We start from the raw sequence: 20815 nt of genomic DNA, 5'->3' as shown, positions 1-20815 counted from the left end.
ACGGTTCTCCGGAGGTGCACAATGAACAAATCGGAACTCATTGAATCTCTCGCCGCAAAGAAAACCCTCTCTTTCAAGAAGGCCGAGGAGGTGGTCAACGCAGTCTTCGCCTCGATGACCGACGCCCTTTTGTCCGGCGACAGGATCGAGATCAGGGGGTTCGGAAGCTTTGTGGTGAAAGAGTACGACGCCTACACCGGCAGAAATCCAAAGACAGGCGAATCCATTTCCGTCAAGGCGAAGAAGCTTCCCTTCTTCAAGGTCGGTAAAGAACTGAAAGAGAAAGTCTCCAGCTAGGCTTAAAGCTAGGAGCAGATCGGTCTCACCTTTTTTGGCCCATTAGGCGCCTTCCGGGTAGCGCACGCCCGCAAGGCGCCTTTCACTTGTCAACGGCTCAACTTCAAAGTTGACCCAAACCTCGGAGCCACGACTTTCATATGGTCCCCACTTATTGGTCCTACATTATCGAGGGGCTGGGCGGGCTGGCGCTTTTTATCCTCGGCATGCGCACCATGTCGGAGGGGCTGCAAAAGGTGAGCGGGGAACGTCTCCGCAGGCTTTTGGAGAAGGCAACCGGTAACCGCCTCACCGCGCCTTTGGTCGGAAGTTGCCTTGCCTCGCTGTTGCAGTCCGGCAGTGCCGCCTCGGTCCTGGTGGTCGGCTTCGTCAACGCCGGGCTCCTCTCGCTGTACCAGGCCCTCGGTGTGCTTCTGGGCACCGGCATCGGCACCACCCTCGCCATTCAAATCATCGCCTTCCGGGTCACGGCGCTGGCGCTTCCCGCCATCACCGTCGGGGTCCTTTTGAGCTTCTTCTCCAAAAGCAGGCGCTTGTCGCAACTGGGCGGGTTGCTTTTGGGGGTGGGGCTCGTCTTTTTCGGCCTCTCCATCATCGAGGGGGCATCGCTTCCCTTGAGCGAAAGCGCCATCATCTCCGGGATGCGCGAGGGGCTTCCCTCGATCCGGCTGGCTGCAGTGCTCCTGGGGGCGCTCTTGACCTTCCTGGTGCAGTCGGGAAGCGCGACCTTGGGAATCGTCATCGCGCTTGCCTCGGCGGGAGTCCTCTCCTATGACGCCGCCATCGCCATGGTCATCGGCGAGGTGGCTGGAGCGGCGCTGATCCCGCTCATCGCCTCCGTCGGGGGGAGCCAAACCGCCAAAAGGGCGGTCGTCATCTACCTCTGTATCAGCTGGGGCGCCATCGCGCTCGGGCTCCTCTTCTTCCCGCTTTTCCTGCGTGCGATCAATGCCGTCTCCCCAGGCGACCTGTCGCTTTTACAGCAATCCGGCGCCGCCCCGCATGCGGTGGCCCAGGCGCTGCGGCCGTACGTCGCCAGGCACCTGGCCAACGCCCACACCATATTTACCGTCGCGTCGCTCTTGATCTTTCTTCCCCTGCTCGGCTTTTTCACCCGTTCCGCCGAAACGCTTCTACCTGCCAGGCGCTCCGAGAGCGAACCGCGCCCGAGGTTCATCGACACGCGGGTGATCAAGACGCCGACTATCGCACTGGTCCAGGCCTGGAGCGAACTCTCCCGCATGGGGGGGCTCGCCGCCGCCATGTATCGCGAACTGGTGTCGCAGTTCGACTCCTACAACCCGAAGGTCGTCGCCGCGATCAGGGACAAGGAACTGGTGCTCGACGTGCTGCACCGCGACATGTCCCATTTCCTGGTGGCGCTTTCCAGGGAGACGCTCTCGCTGGAGCGGGCCGTAGAGATACCTGCCATGCTGCAGATGGTGAACGAGATGGAGCAGGTGGGGGACCAGACCGAGGCGGTGCTGAACTACCTGGTGCGCAAGAAAGAGGAACGGCTCCGCTTTTCCAGCTCGGCCATGGAGGAGTTGAAGCGCTTCGCCACCAAGGTGGGGGAAGTCGTTTCCCTTTGCGAGCGAGTCCTTAAAGGGGAGGAGGACGAGGACCCGGCCCCCCTTCGCGCTGAGGTGGCCCTGCTTCAAGAGGAGCTGCAGGCGAGCCATCTGCGCCGGCTTAAAGTCGGCAAGTGCAGCATCGTGGCGGGGCTTCTCTACGGCGACATGATCATCGCCTTCTGCAAGATCTCCGAACTCTGCTTCTCCATCATCTCCCAGAAAAAAGGAATCGCCGCATGAACCACACCGTAGCCGCCATAGACCTTGGCACCAACACGGCGAGGCTGCTCATCGCCGGCCGGGACCCCTACCGCCAGATAGTTTTGAAACGGATCATCACCAGGCTCGGGGGGGGCTTTACCCGCGAGCGCGGGCTATCAGAGGAGGCGCAGCTTCGTTCCATCGCCGCCTTGAAGGAGTTCGCGCTCGACATGTCGCACCACGGCGTGGTCCGGCTTCGGGCGGTCGCCACCAGCGCCGTCAGGGACGCGAAAAACGGTGAAGGGTTCGTGCAAAGGGTGCTTGCCGAGACCGGCATCGCCTTGGAGGTGATCGACGGCATGGAGGAGGCGGTGCTGACGCTGAGAGGGGTGGGCTCGATCCTGGATCGCAAGGATTGCGACTTGGCTGTCTTCGACGTGGGAGGCGGGAGCACCGAGTACACCCTTGCCTCGGATCTGCAGCCGGTTTTTTCCCGCAGCCTCCCCATCGGCGTGGTCAGGCTCACCGAAGGGAAGGTCGGGGTCGTAGAGATGGAGGACAAGATCAGTCGCGAGCTGACCGCGCTGCAAAAGGACCTGGCTGCGCAGGGGCTCGAGGAACGCTTCAGGAAGTCGACCCTGGTAGGGACCGCAGGGACCGCCACGACACTTGCCGCCATAGACATGGGGATGGAAGACTACGATTACAAGCGGGTGAACAACTACACCATGCCGCTTGCCGCCGTGGAAAAGATATACCGGCAGCTACTGCCGCTGACGCCGCAACAGAGGCTCGAAGTAAAGGGGCTGGAACCAGGGCGCGAGGACCTCATCATTGCCGGTGTGCTGGTGGTTCTCACCACCATGCGCATCTTCGGCTTCGAGACCTTCAAGGTGAGTGACTCAGGGCTGCTCGAAGGGTTGATTCTCGGGGTCTGAGCCTGGTTCACGCTGCGTCTGCCGCTGATGACTCCCTTTTCTGCCTTTGCGTGGCAGCGCGAAAGGGTGCGAAAAAAGCGACAGTTGTACTATTTTTTGCACCCTTCCGTAAAATCACTGTAAATCAACCATTTACATTCCTCGCTTTCTTCGCTAGCTCCTTTCCTCTTAGGGTAAAGCGCAACCTTCGTTTCATTTTCTCCCACGCTCCCATCTCGTAACTACCTGACCTACTGTCATATCTTTTAATTTTCAAATGTAGGCACAGCACCTGCACAATGTCTGAAACTTTTCAGCTAGAAAAGACTGACAATGGGCTGCTTTGCCTGATTCAACGACTGGCTGTCGTACGAAAATCAGGTTGCTGATAGTTACCCAACTAACCTTTTGTTGCTAGCAGATGAACCATTAACAGGAAGTGGAGGTAAGAATGAGTTTGAAACGTTTGCTAAAGGTAGCTTTCGCGGCTGTTATGACGATGGCATTGGCCTCGTGCGGTGGCGGCGGAGGAGGCGGGGGGGGCGAGCCGCAGCTGACCAGCATGGGTGGAGCGTTGCAGGGGAGATCCCTGGCCCTGACCAATAGCGTGACCTCCTTCGCCGGTAGCGCCGGTTCCACCGACGGCGCCGCGTCTCAGGCGCGATTCAGCTTTCCCGGCGACGTCGCCAGCGACGGGACCAGTCTCTACGTCCTCGATACCGGCAACAGCGTCATCCGTAAGGTCGTCCTTGCTACCGGGGCCACCTCGACGATCGCAGGTCTTGCGGGGATCACCGGCTCGGGCGACGGCACCGGGGCTGCCGCGAGGTTCAACTACCCCAACGGCATCGCCTTGAGCAGCGACAACTCCACGCTGTATGTCAGCGACACCGGCAACAACACCATACGCAGCATTAACGTCGCTACCGGCGCCGTGACCACACTGGCCGGTACCGCGGGGGGCGTAGGCTCCGCTAACGGCACTGGGGGGGCAGCCAGGTTCAGCTCCCCCTCAGGCATCGCCACCGATGGGACCAACCTTTACGTCGCCGACGGCCTCAACCATCGCGTACGCAAGATTGTCCTCGCCTCGGCTGCGGTCACAACCCTTGCCGGCAGCGGCCTGCAGGATTTCGCCGACGGCACCGGCATAGCTGCCAGCTTCAACTCGCCGCGCGGCATCGCCACCGACGGCGTATCCCTCTATCTCGCGGATCAGGGCAATTCCGCGATCAGGAGGATCATCATCGCAACCGGCGTGGTCTCCACCCTGGTGCAGCCTGCCGAGGGGATCGAGTCGCCGGCCGGCATCGCGACCGACGGGACCAGCGTTTTCGTCGCCGACGCCGAGAGGAACAACCTGCGCAAGGTGGACATCGCCACTCAGGCGGTTTCCACCCTGGCTGGCGACGATGGTGGAAGCCCCGGGAGCTCCGATGCTGTGGGGGGCGCGGCCCGCTTCAGCGCCCCTGCCGGCGTGGCCTTGAACGCAGGCGTACTCTACGTGGCCGACGCAGGAAACGATCTGCTGCGCAAGGTAGCCGTCGCCACCGGGGCCAGCTCCACCCTCGCCGGGACGGTGGGATCCGCCGACGGCTTAGGGGTCGCGGCTGCCTTCACCTCCCCCTACGACCTGACCACCGACGGCAGAAACGTCTACCTGGCCGATACCAACAACCACACGGTGAGGCAGATCTCCATCGCCACGGGTGCCGTGACGACGCTCGCCGGAACTCCCGACCGCCCCGGCTCCGGCGACGGCACCGGCGCCGGAGCCTCCTTCAGGTTCCCAAGCGGCATAACCACCGACGGCACCAACCTCTTCGTCTCCGACACCGGCAACAACACGGTCAGGAAGATCGTCATCGCCACCGGAGCCGTTTCCACGCTGGCCGGCACGGCCGGGGCAACCGGTTCGGCCGACGGCGCCGGGAGCGCGGCAAGGTTCCATTCCCCCAACGGCATCACCACCGACGGGACCAACCTTTACCTTGCCGACAGCGGGAACAACGCCATCAGGAAGATCGTTATCGCCACCGGCGCGGTCTCGACGGCGGTGGCCCCCTCGGCGGGCTTAAGTTCGCCCTACGGCGTCACCACCGACGGCACCACCCTCTACATCGCCGACAGCGGTAACGACAGGATCTGCAAGTTCACATTGGCAAGCTCCGCCTTCTCCCCCTTGACGGTTACCGGCGCTGCCTTCAACTTTCCCAGCGGCATCACCACCGACGGCATCAGCCTCTTCGTCACCGACGCGGCCAACGGTTCGGTCAGCAGGATCGCCATTGCCACCGGCGTCGCCGGAGCCGTCGTCACCGGGCTCAGGAACCCCAACGGCATCACCACCGACGGCGCCACGCTCTACGTTGCCGATGCGCACGACAACACCGTGATCAGGGTGCGCTGATATGCGATGCCTCTTCATTTTACTGGCGGTATTCCTCGCGTCGGCTACGGCCCACGCGGCCGAAACTCTTTCCACCCCGAAGGAACGGACCAGCTACGCCATAGGCGTGAACCTCATCGGCAACCTGAAGCAGCAGGAGGTAGATATCGACCTGGAACTGGTGGTGAAGGGGATGCGCGACGCCCTTGCCGGCGGAAAACTCCTCATGTCCGACGAGGAACTGCGCAAGTACATAAGCTTCTATCAGCACGACGTGCGCCGGAAAGCGGCGAAGAGCAGGGGGGAAGCGGCACAGGAAAACAAGAAGGCAGGGGTGGAGTTCCTTGCCGCCAACAAGAAGGAAAAGGGTGTCGTTGCCCTTCCAAGCGGCCTGCAGTACCGGGTGCTCAAGGAAGGGACCGGCAAGCGCCCCGCCGAGGCCGACAGCGTGACTTTCCATTACCGCACCGCTTCGATCACCGGCTTCGAGTACGAAAGCTCCTATCGCATAGGGGAGCCGGCCAGGCGCCGGGTAGGGGACGGGGTGCTGCCGGGGCTGTCGGAGGCGCTCAAGCTGATGCCGGCCGGGTCCAAGTGGCAGCTTTTCCTGCCGCCGCAGTTAGCCTACGGCAACAAGGGAAACGGCAAGGTCGGCCCCAACGAAACCATCGTCTTTGAAATAGAGCTTCTCGCGGTCAACTGACAGCGGGAAGCGGCCATCTGAAAGCACCCGCAGGAGGATGCAATGAAAAAAATGATGTCAGCCATAGCGGCCATGGCCGTGACCATGTCGCTTGCGACGGCGCAGGCGGCCCCGGAACCGACGGCGCAGGCGGCCCCGGAACCGGCGTCGCAGCAAGGCGCCAAAGAGGCGGAGGCAAAGCCTGCGGTGCCGGCTGCGGCAAAAAGCGCGGCTCCGCTCAGGGAGAGGGCGCTCAGAAGCGAGATCAAGGCGCGCGGCGCGGAAATGAGGAAGAAGCTCATGGAAGAAAGCGGTGCCCCTCAGGTCCGGGACAGGCAATGAAATGTATCCAGGAGGAGAAATCTATGAGCAGGCGATTCTTGCAGCACATCTGCCTCGCGTTTGCCGTCGCTGTCCTCTCCACAGCGGCCGCGACCGCGCAGGCTGCACCCTACACGGCGCCAGGGTACACGCCGGATTACTACGAGACACCGAACTGGGCCAATTCGCCCCCCCTGCGCAAGTTCGTGGACACGCTCCCCGGCTTGAACGCTGGGGCTAAGAACAACCTGGGGCAGTACCTGCCGGTGGCCATACCCGACACCACGAGCTTTCCCGGGTCCGATTACTACGAGCTGGAGCTCGGGGAGTACACGGAGAAGATGCACTCCGACCTTCCCCCGACTACGCTGCGCGGCTACCGCCAGGTCAACACCACCGATCCCAACGTATCCGCCTTCCATTACCTGGGGCCGCTGATCATGGCGACCAAGGACCGGCCGGTCCGGGTCAAGTTCATCAACCGGCTCCCCAACGGCAGCGTGGGCAACCTCTTCGTTCCGGTCGACACCACGGTCATGGGCTCCGGCGAGGGGCCTGCCTGCACCCCGGTGGACCCGGCGGACCCGATGGGGCCGCAGAACTGCGAGATGTACACCCAGAACAGGGGCGACCTGCACCTGCACGGCGGGCGCACCCCCTGGATCAGCGACGGCACGCCGCACCAGTGGATCACCCCCGCGGCCGAGGCTACCTCCTATAAAAAAGGGGTGAGCGTGGTCAACGTCCCGGATATGTGGTTCAAGGCCGACGGCACCATGATCACCGAGGCGAGCTTCCCCGGCTCGGCCTGCGCCGGTTCCACCACCTGCGCCGAGCCGGGAGCGACCAACGACCCGGGCGAGGGGGCCCAGACCTACTACTGGACCAACCAGCAGAGTTCCAGGCTGATGTTCTACCATGACCACTCGATGGGGATCACCCGCCTCAACGTCTACGTCGGCGAGGCGGCGGGGTACCTGTTGCAGGACGACGTCGAAAAGGCGCTGGTGAACGGCGGCACGGTGAACGGCCGCAGCTTCAAGGCGGGGACCATTCCCGCCGACCAGATCCCGCTCATCATCCAGGACAAGACCTTCGTGGACGGCGATCCTGCGAGCCCGACCTACGTGAAGAAGACCGACCCGCTCTGGAACTGGGGGACCGGCCCACTGGCCTCCGCCCCCAACGCCAAAGGGGTGTTCGAGCGCGCGGCGAACACCGGCGACCTGTGGTGGCCCCACGTCTACATGCCGGCAGAGAACCCCTTCAACCCGGACCTCTCCGGCATGAGCGGCTACGGGCGCTGGTTCTACGGCCCCTGGTTCTACCCGGCGACCCCTGTCTGCGGCGAAAACGGCGCGCAGCTTCCCCTGTGCGTGGCCAAAGGGCCGGTGGCGAATCCCTACTACGATCCTACCTGCGACCCCGCCGTGGCCGGCTTCTGCCAGCCGCCGCTTATCCCCGGCACCCCCGATACCTCCTGGGGCGCCGAGGCTTTCATGGACACCATGGTGGTAAACGGCACCGCTTACCCCAAGATGACCGTGGACCCGAAGCCGTACCGGTTGCGCATCCTTAACGCGGCGCACGACCGCTTCCTCAACCTGCAGCTCTACCAGGCGGACGCGAGCGTCCAGAAGGGATGCCCCACCTGCGCAGACAATACCGAGGTGAAGATGGTCCCGGCGCTGGAGATGCCGGCCTATCCGAACTGGCCTGCCGACGCGAGGGAAGGGGGGGTACCCGACCCAGCCCTGCGCGGCCCCGCCTTCATCCAGGTGGGTAGCGAAGGGGGGCTTCTCCCCGCGCCGGTGGTGCTCCCGAACCAGCCCGTTTCCTGGAACCTCGACCCGACCACCTTCAATTTCGGCAACGTGAACGGCGGCACCCTCATCATGGGACCGGCCGAGCGCGCCGACGTCATCGTCGACTTCTCCAAGTACGCCGGCAAGACCCTGATCCTTTACAACGACGCGCCCACCGCCTTCCCGGCGCTGGTGCCGCAGTACAACTACTACACCGGCGCCCCCGACCGCACCGACATAGGCGGCATCGCCGGCACCCCGGTCGGCTTCGGCCCCAACATCCGCACCGTGATGCAGATAACCGTCACCGGCTCGGGCGGCAGCGCCCCCCCCGACGACTACAACCCGGCCATGCTGACCGAGCTGCAGAGCGCGTTCAAGACCACGCCGACCGAGGCGGGAGCCTTCTCGCTCTCCCAGGAACCGGTCGTCGTGGGGCAGAGCGCCTACAACCAGACCTACAACAAGCTCTTCCCGGCCAACTGGCCCACCTGGGGCGTTTCCAGGATCACCGACACCTCGATCAGCTTCAAACAGCCCGACGGCACGCTGGTGGAAAACTTCCCCATGAAGCCCAAGGCGATCCACGACGAGATGGGGGCCTCCTTCGACGAGTTCGGCCGCATGGCGGCGAAGCTCGGCCTGGAACTCCCCTTCACCAACGCGGCTACCGCCAACTTCGTGCTGCAGAACTACGTCGATCCGGTCACCGAGCAGCTCACCCCGGGCGGCACCCAGGTCTGGAAGATCTCGCACAACGGGGTCGATACGCACCCGGTCCACTTCCACCTGTTCGACGTGCAGATCCTGAACCGTGTTTCCTGGGACGGCATCATCAGGCTCCCCGACGCCAACGAGCTCGGGTGGAAGGACACCATCAGGGTGAGCCCGCTGGAGGACACCATCGTCGCGCTGCGCCCCATCACCCCGCAGGTGCCGTTCCCGCTCCCCGACAGCGTCCGTCCGCTCAACCCGACGGTCCCCATCGGCTCCGGCATGGGGTTCTCCCAGTCCGATCCCAAGACCGGCGGAGATTTGGGGGGCGCCATGGTCAACCAGATGTACAACTTCGGACACGAGTACGTCTGGCATTGCCACATCCTGAGCCACGAGGAAAACGACATGATGCGTTCCATGTCGTACCTGGTGCCGCCGACAGCGCCTGCGGCGCTTACCGCGGTCAGTAACGGCCCCAACGTCGATCTTTCCTTCAAGGACAACTCGGCAAGCGAGTCGAGCTTCGAGGTGCAGATCAGCAACGACCCAACCTTCCAGGCGGGGGTGTCCACCCAGGTCGTCGCCGCCAGCGTCCCGGCGTCCAAGTTCGGCGAGATTATGCAGCTCTCGGTCGATCCGGCGCTTGGGAGCTACTACCGGGTGCAGGCGCTCGACAACTACACTCCGGCCGCACCAGCGAGCTACACGCCGGAGTGGAAGGCTGCCACCAGCCGCTCCGCATGGTCCAACCTCGCCACGGTAGCCGCGATTCCGATCGACTTGACTTCCCCCGTATCCCTTTCCTTCGGGAACCAGCCGTTCGGAACGGCGAGCGCGGCGAAGACCGTCACGATTAACAACAGCGGCAGCTCCGACCTGACCGTCACCTCCGTGACCCTTGCCGGCGCGAACCCCGGCGAGTTCGCCGTCACCGCCAACAACTGCGTCACTACGCTTGCGCCTGCCGCAAGCTGCAGCATCAGCGTCAGCTTCAACCCGACCGTGGCGGCCGCAGCGAGCGCCTCGGTCACCGTGAACAGCAACGATCCGGCCCGTCCGGCGCTCACCGTCCCCGTCACCGGCACCGGCATCGCCTCAGCGCTCCCGACGCTCAACCCGCTGCAGCTCACCTTCGATCCGCAGCCCGTGGCAACGACGAGCGTCGCCAAAACGATCGTTCTCGCCAACACGGGGAACCAGGATCTGGGCGTCTCGGCGATACGGCTTACCGGCGGCACCGTCGCCGATTTCAGCGTCACCCATGACTGCCCGGTAACGCTCGCTCCCGCCGCCAGCTGCACCATCAGCGTTAGCGCCACCCCGAGCCTTGCCGGAACCGTCCTGGCCGACCTCGCCATCAATACCACGAGCCCGGCAGCAGCGACTGCCATCGTACCTCTGAGCGTCATCGGCACGGCCCCCATCGCGGTCGCCAACCCGGCGTCGGTCAACTTCGGCAGCCAGTTCGCCAAGAGCGCGAGCGCAGCGAGGCAGGTGGTCGTCTCCAACGCCGGCACCGCGCCGCTTGTCGTAAGCGGCATCGGGTTCGCCGGGAGCAACGCGGCGGACTTCTCCCAGACCGGCAACTGCGGCAGCGTTCCCATCGCGGTCGGCGCCTCCTGCACAGTCGACGTGGTCTTCACCCCGCAGGCTTTCGGTAGCCGCGCCGCTACCATGGCTGTAGCCACAAACGACCCGGTGACCCCGCTTCTCAACGTGGCGTTGGCGGGAACCGGCGTGGCGCCGGTGGGGAGCGTAGCACCTGCCTCGCTCTCCTACGGCAACGTGCTGGTGAACACCGTCAGCCTGCCGCAGACCGTGACCGTGTCCAACGCGAGCTCCGCGACTGCGCTCCAGATAAGCTCCATCACCCTTACCGGCACCGACCCGACCCACTTCGCACTCACCAGCAGCTGCGGCGCTTCCGTAGCACCTGGTGCATCCTGCAGCGTCGCGGTCAGCTTCACCCCGCTTGCCGAGGGGGCGAAGAGCGCCGCCCTCACCGTCGTCAGCAACGACCCCTTCAACGGGACGCCGACCGGCACCTTCTCGGTCCCCTTGACCGGGCTCGGGAGCACCATCACTCTCAGCTCCCAGGCGCTTTACTTCGGAGCCCAGGTGGTGAACAACAACAGCTCGAAACAGGTGGTCTCCATACTCAATACCAGCGACCTACCGATGGCCGTCAGCAACATAGCACTGGGCGGGGCCAACCCCGGCGATTTCACCCAGACCAACGGCTGCCCCCCCACCCTGGTAGGGGGCGAATCGTGCACCATCAACATCAAATTCAGGCCGACCGCGCCCGGCCCGCGTTCCGCGATCCTGTCCATCTACGACAGCGCCGCGGGGAGCCCGCAGAGCATACCGATCAGCGGCACCGGCCTGAGCGGACCTGCGGCAGGGATCGGCCCCACCTCGATCAACTTCGGCAACGTGACCCGCGGCTCGGTCAGCGCGCCCCAGACCATCACCCTCACTTCCACGGGAGGGGTTCCCCTGCTGGTCAGCAGCATCTCCGTGAACGGGACTGCCGCGGCGGACTACACGCTGGTCAACAACAACTGCCCGACCGGCGGCGCCGGGCTCGCCGCTGGAGCAAGCTGCACCGTAAGCGTCAGCTTCGCGCCTTCGAGGACCACCGGCACCCGCAACGCCCGTGTCGATTTCACCGATAACGCCAACAACAACACCAACAGCCAGAGCGTCACGCTGGTGGGCGTAGCACAGTAAAAAAGAGCGACAAGCCGGGGAGGGGGGAACCCCTCCCCGGACCGCTGCCGCCCTGGCCTTATCTTCCGGCGGCACAACATCTATCTATTCCGCGAGGTCCTCATGTGCCAGCGCTATTCGCTACGGGGAGTCCTCCTCGGCTCCCTCTTGTTTTGCCTTCCGCTCTTGCTGCCGCAGCGGACATCCGCCGCGCCGGTACTCTCGCTGATCCCTGCCGGCAGCGGCTCCTTCGTGCTGCAGGGGACCGGTTTCACCAGCGTCGCAGGCGTCGACCTCACCATCAGCTATGACAGCGCGAGGCTTACCAACCCGCGCCTGACCCAGGGACCGCTCGCCAGGGGCGCCGTCACCGCGCTCAACCGCAACGATGCCGGCACCTTGTTGGTTTCGATCATCGGGGCCCCCGCCATCAACGGCAACGGCCCGATCGCCACCCTCTTCTTCGATAGGCAAGGGGGCGACATCGGGCAAATCAGCGCGAGGGGGAGCATCATCGACACGCTTGGGTCGAAACAGGCGGTGCTCCTTTATGCCGGAAGCAGTACCGACACGGTGCAGCCACCCGCTGCCGCCCCGGCCGCTGCGACCGCCCCGGTCGCGGATTCCGCCCCCCCTGGCGGCGAGTTAGACGCAGTTGCCGAACCGGTGGCGACCCCGGTGCGAGCCGGCGCAAGGATTCTCGGCGGGAGCGTCTCGCTTCCCGCAGGCGAAGCGCCTGCCTTGCCGGGTGGAGGAGTAACCCCCGGCGGCGCCACCCAGGAGGGGGATGCGCCGCTCGCGCCAGCCGAGATAAAGCAGACGCCGACTGTCAGTCGTCCCCCGGCTGAAAAAGCTCCGGCGGAAACCGTTCCGCCGGATAACGTGCCCGCGGCAGATCCTGCTACCGCTGCGCCCATAGAGGCGGCGAGCGTGCTGGAGCACTTCCGCACCTACACCGGGCAAAGGAGCGCCGCCGGCTTCATCTCGCTCTTCGCCCCGGGGATGAACCAGTGCTTTCGCCAGGAACCGGCGGTTGGGATCAGCACCCCGGGCTCCGTCCTTGCCCTGACCATCCCGGGCAACGGCGACAAGGCGCCCAACTTCGCCTTCCAAGGGTGCCAGGCTGTCTCTTTCCGGGCCGGGCAGGATGGCTGGCTCTTGGAGGTGAAACCTGATCCCGGTGCCGAGAGCGCGCTGGTGGTAATGCTCCTTGACGGTATTCGGCAATGCCCTCTCGCGTTGGCGCCGGCCGCGGACGTGGACCTCGACGGCTCCGGGAAGGTCACCGAGGCCGATTTCGAGTCCTACCTGAAACCTGCCAAAGGGGAAGCGGCGATCAAGAGGCGCGACCTGAACGGGGACGGGCGAATAGACTACCGCGACGATTACATCTTTACCGCCAATTACCTTGCCGCTATGAGAAAAGTCGGCAGCAAATGATCGTTTTGTTCGAGAAAGGAGAAAGGGGGATTGGGAACCCAGGAATATTTTCAGGGATTTTGACATCCTACAGCAGGCGCACTATACTCATTAGCCAGTTGGCGAATCCTCTTTAATTTCGCGTCATCAGCCAAGGAGCCGGTTCGTGTACCTTAGCAAGCAGTCCTACAAGAAGATTATCGACGATCTGCGTGACGGGCTCTACATCGTGGATCGCGACCGCAAGGTAGTCTTTTGGAACCGCGCAGCCGAGCGCTTATCAGGATTCACCTCCGAAGAGGTCATCTCGAAGCGCTGTGCCGACAACATCCTTTGCCATGTCGACGACATAGGGCAAAACCTCTGCAACAGTTCCTGTCCGCTTGCCGCGACCATCGATTCCGGGATGGTCCACGATGCCGAACTCTTCCTGCACCACAAAAACGGGCACCGGATCCCGGTTTCGGTGCGGGTGGTCCCCCTGACCGACGACAAGGGGGAGGTAATCGGCGGCGTGGAGATGTTCTCGGACAGCAGCAACAAGGCAGCGAATGAACTGCGACTGCTGGAACTGGAGAAGCTTGCGCTTCTGGACGAACTGACCCAGCTCGCCAACCGCCGCTACCTGGAGCGTGAGCTCGAAGCGCGCCTCGAAGAGATGAGCCGCTACGACATCCCTTTCGGGGTCCTGTTCATGGATCTCGACGATTTCAAAAGGGTGAACGACGACTACGGCCACGAAACCGGAGACCGCGTGCTCAGCTTCGTGGGTGGAACCCTGAGCGCCAACTCCCGTCCCTTCGACCTCTACGGTCGCTGGGGAGGGGAGGAATTCGTAGGGATCGTGCGCAACGTCACCGCCGCCAATCTGAAGCACATGGGCCAGCGCCTGCGCAAGCTGGTGGAGAAGTCCTTCCTGCTGGTAGGGGAGGAGAGGCTCAGGGTAACCATCTCCATCGGCGCTACCATGGCGCTTCCGGAAGACACGCTTCAGTCTTTGCTGCAGCGCGCCGACCTCCTCATGTACCAAAGCAAGGGCGCCGGCAAAAACCGTCTTACCATCGGCTGACGTCCCGACCAGGCTAAGCGTCGCAGACAAAGAGCTGGCTCCCTGGCCGGCCGCTTCGACCTTTGCTTTACTTACCGCCCGAGGCTTGTGCCATGAAAAGCGCTTTGGACTGGCAGGTGTATTTAAGGAGGGCAGTGCTGCCGCTGGCTGCCTGGACTGTTTTTATTGCACTTCTTGCCGGGACCAACATGTTCTTGCACCATCAGGACTCGCTGAAGGAGGCGGAAAACGAGGCCCGCGACTACTTCCGTCTGAACATGGCCTACCGGGCCTGGGGATCGTCGGTGGGAGGAGTCTACACCTTCAAGGAAAAGGTCGCCCCGAACCCCTACCTCAAGGTGCCGCAGCGCGACGTCGCCACCACCGACGGCATCCACCTCACCCTGGTCAATCCTGCCTACATGACCCGCATGGTCTTCGACGGCATCGCCAAAGCAACCGACACTCCCATCATCAACCGGATAGTGAGCCTGAAGCCGCTTAACCCCCAGAACGCGCCTGATGCCTGGGAGCGCGAGTCCCTGATGCAGTTCGAACAGGGGAGCGTGGTGGAACGTTCCCATACCACCGACATCAACGGCAAGCCCTACCTGCGTTTCATCTCCGCCTTCATTGCCGATGAGTCCTGCCTCAAATGCCATATCGGCCAAGGGTACAAAAAAGGTGATCTGCTGGGCGGCATCGTCATCTCCATACCGCTTGAGGGGTATTTCAAGGCCGACAGCCAGACCAGGAAGACATTCTCGGCCGCTTACTTTTTGCTCTGGGCTGTGGGAAGCGGGGGGATCCTGGCATCGGTGCGGCGCCGGCACGATTACGAGGAGGAACTGCGCGCCGGTGAAGAAAAGTTCCGCACCGTTTGCGACTGGACCCAGGATTGGGAGTACTGGAAAGACCAGCAAGGGGAGATGCGCTACGTCTCTCCCTCCTGCTTAGATATTACCGGTTATAGCGCCCAGGAATTCATGGACGACAGCGAACTGGCGCAGCGCCTGGTTCATCCTGATGACAGTGAAGCATTCGCAAATCACCTTGAACAGGGCGTGGCGGGGTCGCCTCCGGACTCCATCGAGTTCCGCATCGCCACCAAAAGCGGCGCTGTCCGCTGGATCCATCACGCCTGCCGCCCCGTCTTTTCCAACGGGAATTTCCTGGGGCGCCGCGTATCCAACCGGGACGTCACCGACCGGAAAATCGCGGAGCAGGAACTGGCCATCCGCGCGGAACTTCTGAACTGCGTCAGCGATTCCGTCTTCGTGGTAAGCCTTGACGGTAAGATCCTGGAGGTAAACGACGCCGCCTGGCGTACCCGCGGCTTCAGCCGCGAGGAAATTCTGGCAATGAGCTTCGGCGATCTGGTCGGCCCGCGGTATGCCGATGCGTTCCCGGAGCGTCTGCGCCTGATCGCGCAGCACCGCGAAGGGTTCCTGGAATCCGAGCACCGTCTGAAGGAGGGCGGGGTGATCTCGGTGGAGATCGACAGCCGCGTCATAGATTACCGCGGGGAAAGCGCCGTACTTTGCAGCGTGCGCGACGTCACCGAACGCAAGGAAACCGTGCAGATACTGCGCCGGTCCGAGCGCTTCAACGTGTCGCTGAACCGAATCTCACAGGCTTTTTTGACCAGCAGCGAAGAGCAGCAGATGTACCAGGAACTCCTGGTGGCGCTGCTCGAGGTTATGGATAGCCCCCAGGGCCTGGTCGGCTATCTGGACGATGCCGGAGCCCTGGTATTGTCGGCTGTATCGGTCGACAGCGGCGGCCCGAAGGCCACCCACGTCGTCATTTCGGAGGCACGTTGGGGGGAGACGTTCTGGGGGGTGACGCTGCGCAGCGGCGAAGCGCGCTACTCTAACCATCCGCAGAACCTGCCCGTCTGGCACTTCGAGGTAGAGCGCCTTCTCATGGCCCCCCTGGTCTACCAGGGTAAGCCGAGCGCGCTTTTGATGGTCGCCAACCGCCCCGGCGACTACACGGAAGAGGACCTGCAGATGCTGCAGGGGATAGGGGCGCAGATCGCGCCGGTCTTGAAGGCGAGGCTCGAACAGCAGCAGGCCGTGGCCGCTTTGCGGGAGAACGAGGGGAAGCTGCAGATCATCTTCGACGTGATCCAGGCAGGCGTGATCCAGGTCGACCCCGCAGGAGCGGTGATCTACGCCAACCAGCACATGGCAGAGATGTTCGGTATGCCTATGGAGGAACTGATCGGCTCCGATTACTGCAGCCACGTCGCGCCGGAGCAGCGTCGGTTGGCCGGGACATCACTCCGGCTGCTTCTGACCGGCGAGCTGGAGTCGGCTCATTACGAGAGGCACTACCAGCGCAAGGACGGCACCGTGTTCTGGGGGTACCTGACCGGACGCAGGCTGGTCGGCCCCGACGGCAAGCCGGCCGAACTGGTCGCCACCATCACCGACATGACCGATCTCAAGTCTGCCGAAGAGAAGCGCCACAGAAGCGAGCAGCAGATGCTGCACGTGCAAAAGCTGGAGAGCCTCGGCGTTTTGGCCGGCGGCATAGCGCACGACTTCAACAACATCCTCCTAGCCATCATGGGGAACACGAGCCTCGCCCTGCAGCGCGTTGATCAGGGCTCGCCCCTTAAGCAGCACCTGCTGCAGATCGAGAAGGCCTCCGAGAAGGCCGCCGACCTGGCGCGCCAGATGCTGGCCTACTCCGGCAAGGGGCGCTTCGTCCTGGAGGCGCTGGACCTGAACCGGGTGGTTCGCGAGATGACCTCCATGCTGGAGGTGTCGCTCAGTAAGAAGGCCGTGCTCCGTTTCCACCTGGCCGAGGAGTTGCCGGGGATCGTCGCCGACCCGACCCAGATCCGGCAGATCATCATGAACCTCGCCATCAACGCGTCGGAGGCAATAGGGGAGAAGAGCGGGGAAATCACCATAGCGACCGGCTCCCTGATATGCGACAGCCACTACCTTGCCGAAAATTGGCTGGACGAGCACCTCCTCGAGGGGCGTTATGTCTATCTCGAGGTGACCGACAACGGCTGCGGCATGTCCACGGAGACCGTTGACAGGATCTTCGAACCTTTTTTCACCACCAAGTTCACCGGGCGCGGGCTCGGCATGGCGGCCATACTCGGCATCGTGCGCGGGCACAAGGGAGTCATCAAGGTCTACAGCGAGCCGGGTAAGGGCAGCAGCTTCAAGATCCTGCTCCCCGCCACTGAGGCAGCAGTGCTCCCCACCGCCGCAGTCAACATGGCAGAGCATTGGAGGGGGGCGGGTACCGTGCTCCTGGTCGACGACGAGGAAAGCGTGCGCGACGTGGCGAGCGCGATGCTGCACGAACTGGGCTTTGTGGTCATCTCTGCGGCGGACGGAAGGCAGGCGCTGGAGTTGTACCGCAGGCACGGGGAGGGGATAGCCCTTGTCCTGATGGATCTGAACATGCCCAACCTAAGCGGCGAAGAGGCCTTCCACGAACTGCGCAAGATGGACGCGGAGGTGAGAGTGATCCTCTCCAGCGGTTTCAGCGAGCAGGAGGTAACCCGCAAATTCCTCGGCAAAGGGCTTGAGGGATTCGTTCAGAAGCCTTATACGCTCGCCGCGCTGCGAGCCGTGTTGAGTCAGGCGCTGTCGAATAAGGGTTCCAAATCCCCCGAGGGGCAGCAAAACGGCCAGTAGCAAGCACTCTCTTTGTTCGCTTTCCTTGCCTTAAAAATCCCGCAGGGAATTCCCTTGGATTAAACAGATGGTAGACTCGAAAAGTCCTGCCGGAGCCTGCAGGCTCTGCGGGAACAAACGCCAACGGAAAAGGGGGTATCGACATGCGTCTCACCTATGCGAAGCGATGCGGTTGCGCGGTTTTGGTCCTTTTGGCAGCGACGGCGCTCTGGAGCGGCTGTACCCACAACAAAGCTGAATCGAGGCCGCCGGCGGAGATGGCAGACGAGCCTATGGATCCGGCCGATGCCGCCATCGACCCGGCTCATTGGGGGAGGCTCTACCCGGTGCACTATCAGCAGTGGAAGCTCACCAGCGAGCCGACTCCGGCAGGCCTGAGCAAGTACAAACGCGGGTACGACGTAGGAGAAGAGCGGCGCGACAAGCTGGACGAGTACCCATTCCTCGCGCTTTTGTACAGCGGATGGGGGTTCGGCGCGGAATACAACGAGCCGCGCGGGCATTACTACATGGTGCAAGACCAGCTTGAGGTGGATCCCGGCAGGCTCAAGGCCGGGGGCGCCTGCCTCACCTGCAAAACCCCCTACGCGCCGAAGCTGCAAAAGGAGATGGGGAGAGCCTACTTCGCGACCCCTTACAAGGAAGTGCTGGCGAGGCTTCCCAAACAGAACCAGACGCTCGGGGTGGCCTGCATCGACTGCCACGACAACCGCGGCATGGAGCTGAGAATTTCACGCGAGTTCACGCTGGGCAAGGCGCTCAGGAAGATCGGGGTGGACCCGGCCAAACTCAATAGGGAGCAGAAGAGGACGCTTGTCTGCGCCCAGTGCCACGTTACCTACATGATCCCCAAGGACAAGGATATGCATTCGACGGACGTGGTGTTTCCCTGGGCGGGGAGCAGGGAAGGGGGGATACCGATCGAGAACATCATCAAGGACATCAAGAGTTCCCCTTCGCACCTGGAGTGGACCCAGGCGGTAACCGGCTTCAAGCTCGCCTTTTTACGGCACCCCGAATACGAGTTTTACTCCAACAACAGCCCCCACTGGTCCGCTGGCGTTACCTGCGCCGACTGCCATATGCCGATGATGACCGTCAGCCACGAGAGCCTGACCGACCACAGGATCATGAGCCCGCTAAAGGGTGAGATGACGCAGTGCGCCGGTTGCCACGAGGAGAAAGCGCCGGAGTTGCGCGCCAAGGTGATCGCGATGCAGGACCGCTTTATCGGCAGCTACCTGAAAACCGGGTATGCTGTCGCAGCCGACGCCAAGCTTTTCGAGATGGCCAACAAGGCGAAAGCGGCAGGCAAGCAGATCGACAACGAGGTCTACGGCATAGCCAGGGAGAATTACGAGCAGGCCTTTTACCGCCTTATCTTCGTAGGCGCCGAGAACTCCACCGGCTTCCATAACCCCAAAGAGGGGCTGCGGGTCCTGGACGACGCCGCGCGCCACGCGGCCACCGCCGACATGCACCTGCGCCAGATGCTGGCAAAGGCGGGGGAGCGGGTACCGGAACAGGTCGACCTTGAGCTTCCCAAGTACACCGGCAACCGCGGTACGAAGCATCTGCCGTTCCGACCGGAACATGAGATCAAGGCGCCCATCGTGAAATAGGTGCTCCGAAGCTTAAGATGCCTTCGCGGAACGCTCCCGCGAAGGCATCTTTCGTTTCAGGCGTCCCCCTCCTTGGAATTGGCGGGGGGACTGGCTCCGAAGGTGCCTGTCCCCCTAGCCATGTCCCCCCAGCTACGGACGAAACAGGAACCGCGAGAAGGATTCGTCGTCGACCGCAAGTATCTTCTAGGGAGACATTCAGATTGATTTTTAAGCGTTGGGGTCCCGACTCTGTCTATGGCATCGGCAGATACTCGACGCAGTTAATCGAGCATGCGCTGTGACTTGTAACTGTGATCTATATCTAGCTATTTCGACCGCTATGCTTAAGTGTTCCTTATTCAACCGCCTTGACTGAGTAGCCGCAGCCCGATAGACTTGCGAGCGGCAAATTAACGATCTTCATGGAGGGCTACGTGGAAAAAAAGAACTGGACCATTCCCGAGCTTCTAGAGTTGTCTGGAGGTTACTGGAGCACCTGCGCTCTGCATGCCGGCGTCAAGCTCGACGTCTTCAGCCAGCTCGACAAAGGTCCGCTCCCTGCCGAAACAGTAGCTGCCAGAGTAAAGAGCGACGAACGAGGCATCTCCATGCTGCTGCACGCGCTGGTGGCGTTGGGGCTGCTGGAAAAACAGGGTGAGAATTTCGCTGCCACCCCCTTCGCCGCCACCTATCTGTCCCGCAATTCCCACGAATATCTTGGGCACATCATCATGCACCACCATCACCTGATGGCGAGCTGGGCCAACCTGGACCAGGCCGTGCGCACGGGCGAGCCGGTCCGCGAGAGGGTCTCGCACGAGGACGTCGAGTCGTCGCGGGAAAGCTTCCTGATGGGGATGTTCAACCTGGCCATGCAGCTCGCGCCGCGGGTGGTGCCGCAGATCGATCTTTCCGGGCGCCGCCGCCTCCTCGACATCGGGGGCGGGCCGGGGACCTACGCCATCTATTTCTGTAAGCAGAACCCCGATCTCGATGCCGTTATTTGCGATCTGCCGACCACCCGCAGCTTCGCGGAAAAGACGGTGGCGCACTTCGAACTTTCGGACCGGATCGGATTCATCGACGTAGATTTCGAAAAGGAAGAGCTCCCTGAGGGGTTCGACGTGGCGTGGCTGTCGCACGTGCTGCACGGCATAGGCCCTGCCGCTTGCGAGAGCCTGCTGAAGAAGGCGGTGACCGCTTTGGAGCCGGGCGGGCTGGTCCTGGTCCAGGAGTTCATCCTGGACGACACGAGGGACGCTCCCGTCTTCCCCGCGCTCTTCTCCTTGAACATGCTGCTTGGCACCCCCGAGGGGCAGTCGTACAGCGAGGCTGAGATCGTCAGAATGCTGCAGAGTGCGGGTGCGAAAGAAGTGCATCGCCTGCCGATCCAGCTTCCCAACGGAGCCGGGATTATTGCAGGGACAAAAAGCAGGGGCTAGGGGCTGGGGCTGTTTGCAA

Annotated in this window: 12 protein-coding genes; all 12 read left to right on the top strand. The window is 62.9% G+C overall.

Features of this window, described 5'->3' with window-relative positions; all coding sequences use genetic code 11:
- Positions 1-21: 21 nt before the first annotated feature.
- The 12 genes from K419_RS0102880 to K419_RS0102825 all read left to right on the top strand — a co-directional run bounded on the left by K419_RS0102880 (position 22) and on the right by K419_RS0102825 (position 20796).
- Positions 22-297 carry an HU family DNA-binding protein gene (locus K419_RS0102880; protein ID WP_015837447.1) on the top strand — a complete coding sequence of 92 codons (276 nt, stop codon included), beginning with the start codon at positions 22-24 and terminating at the stop codon, positions 295-297.
- Between the two features lie 140 nt (positions 298-437).
- Positions 438-2111: a Na/Pi cotransporter family protein gene (locus K419_RS0102875; RefSeq protein ID WP_026840248.1), complete on the top strand. Its 1674-nt coding sequence runs from the start codon at positions 438-440 to the stop codon at positions 2109-2111.
- Entirely contained in the window at positions 2108-3010 is a 903-nt protein-coding gene (locus tag K419_RS0102870) for a Ppx/GppA phosphatase family protein (protein WP_026840247.1), read from the top strand. Before K419_RS0102875 ends, K419_RS0102870 begins: the two co-directional genes overlap by 4 nt.
- A gap of 472 nt (positions 3011-3482) precedes the next feature.
- Positions 3483-5399 carry an NHL repeat-containing protein gene (locus K419_RS23430; RefSeq protein ID WP_226377612.1) on the top strand — a complete coding sequence of 639 codons (1917 nt, stop codon included), beginning with the start codon at positions 3483-3485 and terminating at the stop codon, positions 5397-5399.
- A gap of 1 nt (position 5400) precedes the next feature.
- Positions 5401-6081, top strand: coding sequence for an FKBP-type peptidyl-prolyl cis-trans isomerase (locus K419_RS0102860; protein ID WP_026840246.1), 681 nt, complete (start codon positions 5401-5403; stop codon positions 6079-6081).
- A 42-nt stretch (positions 6082-6123) separates the two neighbouring features.
- Complete coding sequence (locus K419_RS0102855; protein WP_026840245.1) at positions 6124-6402, top strand: lipase chaperone; 279 nt, start codon at positions 6124-6126, stop codon at positions 6400-6402.
- Positions 6403-6425: 23 nt separating this feature from the next.
- Positions 6426-11636 carry a choice-of-anchor D domain-containing protein gene (locus K419_RS22695; protein WP_051292845.1) on the top strand — a complete coding sequence of 1737 codons (5211 nt, stop codon included), beginning with the start codon at positions 6426-6428 and terminating at the stop codon, positions 11634-11636.
- A 102-nt stretch (positions 11637-11738) separates the two neighbouring features.
- A complete protein-coding gene (locus K419_RS0102845; RefSeq protein ID WP_156912169.1) occupies positions 11739-13055 on the top strand; it encodes a hypothetical protein in 1317 nt (438 codons plus the stop codon).
- Positions 13056-13200: 145 nt separating this feature from the next.
- Positions 13201-14103 (top strand): sensor domain-containing diguanylate cyclase, encoded by a 903-nt coding sequence (locus tag K419_RS0102840; protein WP_026840243.1) that lies wholly within the window; start codon positions 13201-13203, stop codon positions 14101-14103.
- Positions 14104-14195: 92 nt separating this feature from the next.
- Positions 14196-17750, top strand: coding sequence for a PAS domain S-box protein (locus tag K419_RS0102835; RefSeq protein ID WP_026840242.1), 3555 nt, complete (start codon positions 14196-14198; stop codon positions 17748-17750).
- A 143-nt stretch (positions 17751-17893) separates the two neighbouring features.
- Positions 17894-19372 (top strand): ammonia-forming cytochrome c nitrite reductase subunit c552, encoded by a 1479-nt coding sequence (locus tag K419_RS0102830; RefSeq protein ID WP_026840241.1) that lies wholly within the window; start codon positions 17894-17896, stop codon positions 19370-19372.
- A gap of 416 nt (positions 19373-19788) precedes the next feature.
- Positions 19789-20796: a methyltransferase gene (locus K419_RS0102825; RefSeq protein WP_026840240.1), complete on the top strand. Its 1008-nt coding sequence runs from the start codon at positions 19789-19791 to the stop codon at positions 20794-20796.
- Positions 20797-20815 lie beyond the last annotated feature (19 nt).

The sequence above is a fragment of the Citrifermentans bremense R1 genome, assembly GCF_000426865.1.
Taxonomy (GTDB): Bacteria; Desulfobacterota; Desulfuromonadia; order Geobacterales; family Geobacteraceae; genus Geomonas; species Geomonas bremensis.
Note: the sequence above shows the minus strand (reverse complement) of the source record. Positions and strands in the feature narration are given on the sequence as shown.

Coding starts and splice junctions, on each gene's coding strand:
- K419_RS0102860 (WP_026840246.1), top strand. CDS start 5,401: ATGCGATGCCTCTTCATTTTACTGGCGGTATTCCTCGCGTCGGCTACG.
- K419_RS0102845 (WP_156912169.1), top strand. CDS start 11,739: ATGTGCCAGCGCTATTCGCTACGGGGAGTCCTCCTCGGCTCCCTCTTG.
- K419_RS0102880 (WP_015837447.1), top strand. CDS start 22: ATGAACAAATCGGAACTCATTGAATCTCTCGCCGCAAAGAAAACCCTC.
- K419_RS0102830 (WP_026840241.1), top strand. CDS start 17,894: ATGCGTCTCACCTATGCGAAGCGATGCGGTTGCGCGGTTTTGGTCCTT.
- K419_RS23430 (WP_226377612.1), top strand. CDS start 3,483: ATGACGATGGCATTGGCCTCGTGCGGTGGCGGCGGAGGAGGCGGGGGG.
- K419_RS22695 (WP_051292845.1), top strand. CDS start 6,426: ATGAGCAGGCGATTCTTGCAGCACATCTGCCTCGCGTTTGCCGTCGCT.
- K419_RS0102870 (WP_026840247.1), top strand. CDS start 2,108: ATGAACCACACCGTAGCCGCCATAGACCTTGGCACCAACACGGCGAGG.
- K419_RS0102835 (WP_026840242.1), top strand. CDS start 14,196: ATGAAAAGCGCTTTGGACTGGCAGGTGTATTTAAGGAGGGCAGTGCTG.
- K419_RS0102855 (WP_026840245.1), top strand. CDS start 6,124: ATGAAAAAAATGATGTCAGCCATAGCGGCCATGGCCGTGACCATGTCG.
- K419_RS0102875 (WP_026840248.1), top strand. CDS start 438: ATGGTCCCCACTTATTGGTCCTACATTATCGAGGGGCTGGGCGGGCTG.